Origin of the sequence: Simplicispira sedimenti (genome assembly GCF_022760965.1) — a bacterium.
Taxonomy (GTDB): Bacteria; Pseudomonadota; Gammaproteobacteria; order Burkholderiales; family Burkholderiaceae_C; genus Simplicispira; species Simplicispira sedimenti.
In genome coordinates this window covers 69,367-76,662 of record NZ_JAKVIJ010000015.1, presented here as the reverse complement: position 1 = coordinate 76,662, position 7,296 = coordinate 69,367, and the positions used below count along the sequence as shown (strand labels likewise).

General features: G+C 65.0%; 6 protein-coding genes. All 6 read right to left on the bottom strand.

Translation table 11 applies throughout. From position 1 onward, the window contains the following. Nucleotides 1-128: 128 nt before the first annotated feature. Nucleotides 129-1,553 carry a glutamate--tRNA ligase gene (gene gltX / locus MJ602_RS15165; RefSeq protein WP_243021630.1) on the bottom strand — a complete coding sequence of 475 codons (1,425 nt, stop codon included), beginning with the start codon at nt 1,551-1,553 and terminating at the stop codon, nt 129-131. After that, nucleotides 1,550-2,761 carry an O-succinylhomoserine sulfhydrylase gene (locus MJ602_RS15160; RefSeq protein WP_162016484.1) on the bottom strand — a complete coding sequence of 404 codons (1,212 nt, stop codon included), beginning with the start codon at nt 2,759-2,761 and terminating at the stop codon, nt 1,550-1,552. The genes gltX and MJ602_RS15160 overlap by 4 nt, the downstream gene beginning before the upstream one ends. A 57-nt stretch (nt 2,762-2,818) precedes the next feature. Next, nucleotides 2,819-4,327, bottom strand: coding sequence for an amidophosphoribosyltransferase (gene purF, locus MJ602_RS15155; protein WP_243021629.1), 1,509 nt, complete (start codon nt 4,325-4,327; stop codon nt 2,819-2,821). A 28-nt stretch (nt 4,328-4,355) separates the two neighbouring features. Continuing rightward, nucleotides 4,356-4,844, bottom strand: a complete 489-nt coding sequence (locus tag MJ602_RS15150) for a CvpA family protein (RefSeq protein WP_243021628.1) — start codon at nt 4,842-4,844, stop codon at nt 4,356-4,358. 7 nt (nt 4,845-4,851) lie between these two features. Next, entirely contained in the window at nt 4,852-5,670 is an 819-nt protein-coding gene (locus MJ602_RS15145; RefSeq protein ID WP_243021627.1) for an SPOR domain-containing protein, read from the bottom strand. A 289-nt stretch (nt 5,671-5,959) separates the two neighbouring features. Then, the gene (gene folC / locus MJ602_RS15140) at nt 5,960-7,282 is read right to left on the bottom strand and encodes a bifunctional tetrahydrofolate synthase/dihydrofolate synthase (protein ID WP_243021626.1); all 1,323 of its coding nucleotides are present in this window, start codon (nt 7,280-7,282) and stop codon (nt 5,960-5,962) included. Between the last annotated feature and the right edge of the window lie 14 nt (nt 7,283-7,296).

Here is a 7,296-nt window from a genome sequence, read left to right as displayed (position 1 = left end):
CGGGATCGAACCGCTGACCTCTTGCATGCCATGCAAGCGCTCTCCCAGCTGAGCTATACCCCCCCTGCATCGGCCTTTGCTATTCACTCTTGCCGTTGCCATCAGAGCCTCAAATTATAGACTGATTTTTAGCGACTTTTCAATCTCGCGACAACTTTTTCGCGTCCCATGAGTTCAAGCACTGCATCGACCGATGGCGTCTGTGCCGTACCCACGACCAGAACGCGTGCAGGCATGGCCAGTTGGGGCATCTTCAGGCCGTGCGCAGCCAGCACTTGCTTGAGTGCGGCACCGATGGATGCCTTGTCCCACGCACAGGTGGCCAGCGCTTCGGCCAGGGCGTCCAGTGCGGGCCCAATGGCGGGCGTGACGTGCTGCGCACGTTCAGCCTCCTGGGGCGTGACCTCGGCGTAGAACACACGAACCCAGTCAGCCAAGGCCACCAGGGTGTCGCAGCGGTCTTTGAACAGTTCGCACAGTGGTAGCAAGCGACCGTCGGTCAGATCGGTGGCTGCAATGCCACGCTGCACCAGGAACGGCTGCACCAGCGTTGCCAGCACATCACCAGACAAGGCCTTGAGATGCTGGGCATTGACCCAGCGCAGCTTGGCCTCGTCAAACTGCGCGGCGCTGCGGCCCAAGTGGTCCAGGTCGAACCACGCGAGGAATTGCGCACGCGAAAAGATCTCATCGTCACCATGGCTCCAGCCCAGGCGGGCCAGGTAGTTGACCATGGCGTCGGGCAGGAAGCCTGCGTCGCGGTACCAGGTCACGGGCTTGGCGCCGTGGCGCTTGCTCATCTTCTCGCCCTGCTCGTTGAGCACGGTGGGCAGGTGGGCGTACACCGGCGGTTCCTTGCCCAGGGCACGGAAAATGTGGATTTGTCGCGGCGTGTTGTTGACATGGTCGTCGCCCCGGATCACGTGGGTGATGTCCATGTCGATGTCGTCCACCACCACACAGAAGTTATAGGTAGGCGTGCCGTCGGGCCGCGCGATGACGAGGTCGTCCAGTTCGTCGTTGCTGAACTCGACACGGCCTTTGACCTTGTCGTCCCAAGCCACGGTGCCGCCCTGGGGCGTCTTGAAGCGCAGCACGGGCTGCACACCCTCCGGGATGGGCGGAAGTTGCTTGTCGGGCTCGGGCCGCCAGGTGCCGTCGTAGCGGGGCTTTTCCTTGGCGGCCATCTGGCGCTCGCGCAGCGCGTCCAGCTCGGCCACGCTCATGTAGCACGGATAGACATGGCCACTGGCCTGCAACTGGGCCAGCACCTGCTTGTAGCGGTCCATGCGCTGCATTTGGTAGAAGGGGCCTTCGTCCGGTTCCATACCCAGCCACTGCATGCCCTCCAGAATCACATCCACAGCCGCCTGGGTGGAGCGCTCCTGGTCGGTGTCCTCGATGCGCAGGATGAAGTCGCCCTGGCTCGCTCTTGCAAAGGCCCAGGGGTACAGCGCGGAGCGGATGTTGCCCAGGTGGATGAAGCCCGTGGGCGATGGGGCAAAGCGGGTGCGCACGCGGGCTGCGTGCGAAGGGTTCGGTGCTGCGGTCATGACAGGGTGTCCAGGCCTCGTGCGAGGTCGTTCTTGAGATCGTCGATGTGTTCCAGGCCCACGGCCACGCGGATCAGGCCCTGGCCGATGCCTGCGGCCTGGCGCTGCGCTTCGGTGAGGCGCCCGTGGGACGTGCTGGCCGGATGGGTGATGGTGGTTTTGGTGTCGCCCAGGTTGGCGGTGATGCTGCACACGCGGGTGCTGTCGATCACATGGAAGGCGCGTGCGCGCCCCTCTTGCGGCCCGTTGGCCCGCACATCGAACGACAGCACGGCACCACCCACACCCGACTGCTGGCGCATCGCCAGAGCATGCTGCGGGTGCGAGGTCAGACCGGGGTAATAAACCCGCGCCACCTGCGGTTGGGCTTCGAGCCACTGCGCCAGCGCCAGGGCATTGGCGCTCTGGGCTTCCATGCGGATGCGCAGGGTTTCCATGCCCTTGAGCACCACCCAGGCATTGAAGGGCGAAAGGTTGACGCCTGCGCTGCGGATCAGCGGCGCGAGCTTGTCGTCGATGATGGAACGCGGGCCGCAGACGGCGCCCGCCATCACCCTGCCCTGGCCGTCCAGGAACTTGGTGCCCGAGTGGATGACCAGATCGGCCCCCAGCATGGCAGGCCGCTGCAACGCGGGGGAGGCAAAGCAGTTGTCCACGGCCAGCAGCACGCCCGCATCGTGGGCAATCGCGGCCAGCTCGGCGATGTCGCACAGGTCGGTCAGCGGGTTGGTGGGCGTCTCGGCAAACAGCAGCTGGGTGTTGGGGCGCAGGGCTGCCTTCCAGGCGCTGCTGTCGGTCTGCGGCACAAAGCTGGATTCCACGCCGAAACGCGCCAACTCCCCACCAATGAGCTTGATGGTGGAGCCAAACATGGACTGCGAGCACACCACATGGTCCCCGGCCTTGAGCAAGCCCAGGCACATCAGCAAGATGGCCGACATGCCGCTGGCCGTGCCGATGGCCGACTCCGTGCCCTCCAGTGCTGCCAGGCGCTGTTCAAAGCTGGTGACGGTGGGGTTGGAGGTGCGGGTGTAGGTGTAGCCGTCCTCCTCGCCCGCAAAGCGGCGCGCGGCGGTTTCGGCATCGGGCTGGACGAAGCTGCTGGTCAGGTACAGCGCCTCGGAATGTTCACCATAGACGCTGCGCGGCAGCGCCTGGCGCACCGCCAGGGTGTCGGGGTGCAGGTCTTGTGGCTGGGCTGGGTTCATGCGGAAAAGCCTTGTGGGGAACCGGGCGCACCCTAAGAAGGCACGCCCGGTCCGTTGTCAATGTTCGGAAGCATTGGGCAGGGCCAGGCGCGAGGTGTCCTCTTCGCCCTCCTGCGCCTGTTGGGCACGGCCTTCGTTGAGCTGCTGGATCTGCTCAGGGCTCACGTCCCCGGTCACGTACACGCCGTCAAAGCAGGATGCATCAAAGCCCGAGAGACGTGGGTTGAGTACGCCGATGGCCTTTTTCATGGCCTCGACATCCTGGTAAATCAGGGCGTCGCAGCCAATGATCTGGCGCACTTCGTCGAGCGTGCGGCCATGGGCCACCAGTTCACTGCTGGTAGGCATGTCGATGCCATAGACGTTGGGGTAGCGCACCGGGGGGGCGGCACTGGCCATGTACACCTTGCGCGCCCCAGCCTCGCGCGCCATCTGCACGATCTCGCGGCTGGTGGTGCCGCGCACGATGGAGTCGTCCACCAGCAGCACGTTGCGGCCCTTGAATTCGCTGCCGATGACGTTGAGCTTCTGGCGCACCGACTTCTTGCGCACCGCCTGCCCCGGCATGATGAAAGTGCGGCCCACATAGCGGTTTTTGACAAAACCCTCACGATAGGGAATGCCCAGCAACTGCGCCAGTTGCATGGCGCTGGGGCGGCTCGATTCCGGAATGGGGATGACCACGTCGATTTCGTTCGGCGGCACGGTGGAGATCACGCGCTTGGCCAGCGTCTCGCCCAGGTTCAGACGCGCCTGGTACACCGAGATGCCATCGAGCACCGAGTCAGGACGTGCCAGGTACACAAACTCAAAAATGCACGGATGCAGGCTGGGCTGCTGCGCACATTGGCGCGCGTGGACCTGGCCGTCGAGCGTGATGAACAGTGCCTCGCCCGGCTCCACGTTGCGCTCGAACTGGTGCCCCGTGCCCTCCAGCGCCACAGACTCACTGGCCACCATCCAGGTGCCATCGCCGCTGCGCCCCATGGCCAGGGGACGGATGCCGTAGGGGTCACGAAAGGCCACCATGCCATGGCCTGCGATCAGGGCGATCACGGCATACGAGCCCCGGATGCGCTTGTGCACCGCCTGCACGGCCGCAAACACATCGTCGGGCTGCAAGGGCACGCCACGGCTGGCCATTTCCAGTTCGTGGGCAAACACGTTGAGCAGCACTTCCGAGTCGCTCTCGGTGTTGGTGTGGCGGTGGTCGATGCTGAACAGCTCGGCGCGCAGGGCCTGGGCGTTGGTCAGGTTGCCGTTGTGCACCATGACGATGCCAAAGGGCGCGTTCACATAGAACGGCTGCGCTTCCTCTTCGCTGAAAGCGTTGCCCGCCGTGGGATAGCGTACCTGCCCCAGGCCCGCGTTGCCCGGCAGAGCCCGCATGTTGCGGGTGCGGAACACGTCACGCACCATGCCCTTGGCCTTGTGCATGAAGAACTTGCGGTCCAGCTGCGTGGCAATGCCAGCCGCATCCTGTCCGCGGTGCTGCAGGAGCAGCAGAGCGTCATAGATCAACTGGTTGACGGGGGACGTGCTGATCACGCCGACGATTCCACACATAGTTGCCTTCCATCCCAAAAAATCCGCATCACGCGGGCAAATGCCTGCCCAGCTCCTGCGGCAACAGCGGCTTGAGTTCCTTGACCCAATCCGACAGCAGCGCCGCGCTGCGCGCCTCCTGCCACCAGGGCGCCTGGTCCAGTCCGGTCAACCCGGCCATGACCACCAACACCAGCAGGATCAATACCCCACGCAACACACCAAATACGGCACCCAGCGTCCGGTCCACCGGACGCAGGCCGATGGCCTCGACGAGCTTCTTGCCCAACCAGGCCAAGAATCCGCAGGCAAACACCGTGACGATGAACACCAGTATGAACCCGGCGGCATAGCGCACGGTTTCCTGTGCCTCGTCAATGGGCAGCAGGGCCGCCGCATCCTGGGCAAACCACTGCGCCACCACAAAGGCCACGACCCAACCTGCCAGCGACAATAACTCGTACACCAGCCCGCGCCAGGCACCCATCAGCATGGATGCCAGCAACAGGGCCACAAAAATCCAGTCCAGGGCCGCCATGCGCGCGTCACAACTGCAGGATGGACACCGGCAGGTTCAGCGCCTTGATCTTTGCAGCAGCCTTGTCGGCCTCGGCACGGCCCTGGAACGGCCCCACGCGAACCCGGATGCGCTTGCCGTCGGCCGTCTCCACCACCTGGGTGTAGGTCTTGATGCCCGCACGCTCTAGTTTGAGGCGCACCTCGCGGGCCTTGTCAGCCTCGGCGTAGGCACCGATCTGGGCGATGAAACGCCCCTCGTCGGCTGCGGTGGGCTTGGCGGGTACGCTGCGCCCCTCCAGCAGCGCGCGGGCGCGCTCGGCCTCATCGGTCGCGCTCGGACGCGCGGGCTCAGCCACCCTGGGTTGCGCAGGCTGTGGCGGTGCTACTTCAGGCTTGCGCGCCGGTGCCGATGCGGGCTGGAAAGCAGGTGTCGCCACAGTCCGCGCTGGCGTGGACGCCGGTGCGGCAGCAGTCGCAGGTGCAGGTGCGGACGCCGCTTCTGGTGCGCGGGCAGGCGCCGCCGCAGGTGCTGCACTGGCAGGGGCAGCCGCCGCCTCCTGGGCCGAACCACCCTGCGCCGACGGTGCGACCAAGGGCGCGACCCGATTGCGGTCCGGGATTTCGATGGGAATATCGACGGGAATCGGCCTTGGCTGGCTATCGAACAGCAGCGGAAAGCCCACCACGCCCAGCAAGACCAGCACGGCCGCACCGATCAACCGGTGCCTGGCCCGGCGACGCATGGTTTCGATGCTCTCTGCGGGCGCGGCCCGGGAGGATCGGGCCGGTTTGGCCTTGACTTCCTGCCCCTTCTGGCCGGGCCACCGAAACTTGAAAAACGCCATGAGCTTTAGAACTTGTCCGTAAATTATTTGGTGCAGCGCAGCGCTCTTTTCGGGATGGGATGCAAGGCGCGGTGCGCAGCCCATAGCCCCGCTATGGGCAAGCGCCGCAACGCCGCAGACCGCCCGAAAAGAGCACTGCCCTTCGGGTTGGGGCGAAATCGGGCGATTTCGCGCCCTTGCCGCTTGCATGGGCCGCCAGCCCATGCGGCGCGCCAAGACCTCGAACTCATACCGATCGCGCTCCAACGTGGCATCAAATAATTTACGGACAAGTTCTTAGAACGCAGTGTCAGGCCAAGTGCTTGGCCTGCAATCGGGGCATGCCGTCCAGCAGCACCCCACCCACCGTGTAGAAGGAGCCAAAGACCACGATTCTATCAGCGGGGTCTGCCTGGACGAGCGCCGCCTGCAGTGCGTCTGCCGGGTTGGCATGGGTGCTGCAATGCACTTCGCGGCGGCCGCCGGCCACCATTTGCAAAGCATTCCACTTTTGCTGCAAGGCCGCCGCAGATTCGGCCCGGGGCGTGGGCAGGTCGCAGAAGTACCAACGGTCCACGATGGGGCCGATACGCGCCAGCATGGGAGCCAGGTCTTTGTCTGCCATGGCGCCGAACACCGCATGCGTGGTCGGGAAAAAACCCATGGCGTCCAGGTTGGCCGTCAATGCCGCCACCGAGTGGGGGTTGTGCGCTACATCCAGCACCAGTACCGGCTGCCCGGGGAACACCTGGAAGCGCCCAGGCAGTTCCACCACCGCCAGGCCATTGCGAACGGCCTGCGCCGTGATGGGCAGACGATCGCGCAGGGCCTCCAGTGCAGCGAGCGCCCCCGATGCATTGATCAACTGGTTGGCCCCCCGCAGCGCTGGATAGGCCATGCCCGAATAGCGCCGCCCCCGGCCGGCCCAGCCCCACTGCTGCTTGTCGCCCGAAAAATTGAAGTCCTGCCCAAACCGCCAGAGATCGGCACCGATTTCCCGTGCGTGGTCAATCACGCTTTGGGGCGGCATGGGGTCGCTGACCACCACCGGCCGACCCGTGCGCATGATGCCGGCCTTCTCGCGCCCGATGCTCTCGCGATCCGGCCCCAGGTATTCCACGTGGTCGATGTCGATGCTGGTGATGACCGCGCAATCCGGGTCCACCACATTGGTCGCATCCAGCCGCCCGCCCAGGCCCACTTCCAGAATGGCCACATCCAGCAGACTGTGGCTCATCAGGCGCAGGATGGCCAGCGTGGTGAACTCGAAATAGGTCAAGGCCACCTCGTCACCCCCCTGGGTGCGGGCACGCTCCACGGCCTCGAAGTGTTCCAGCAGACCATCAGCCGTCACGATGTCGCCATGGATGCGGCAACGCTCCTGGAAATGCACCAGGTGCGGAGACGAATAGACGCCAGTGCGGTAACCGGCCTGCAAGGCCACGGCTTCGATCATGGCGCAGGTCGAGCCCTTGCCATTGGTGCCCGCCACGGTGATGACCGGGCAATCAAAACGCAGCGCCATGCGGCGCGCCACCTCGCCCACGCGCTGCAGGCCGAGGTCTATGGAGTGGGGGTGCAGGCGCTCACAGTGGGCCAGCCAGCCTTCGAGGGTATGGATCTTGGTGTGCATACAGCCTGGGATTG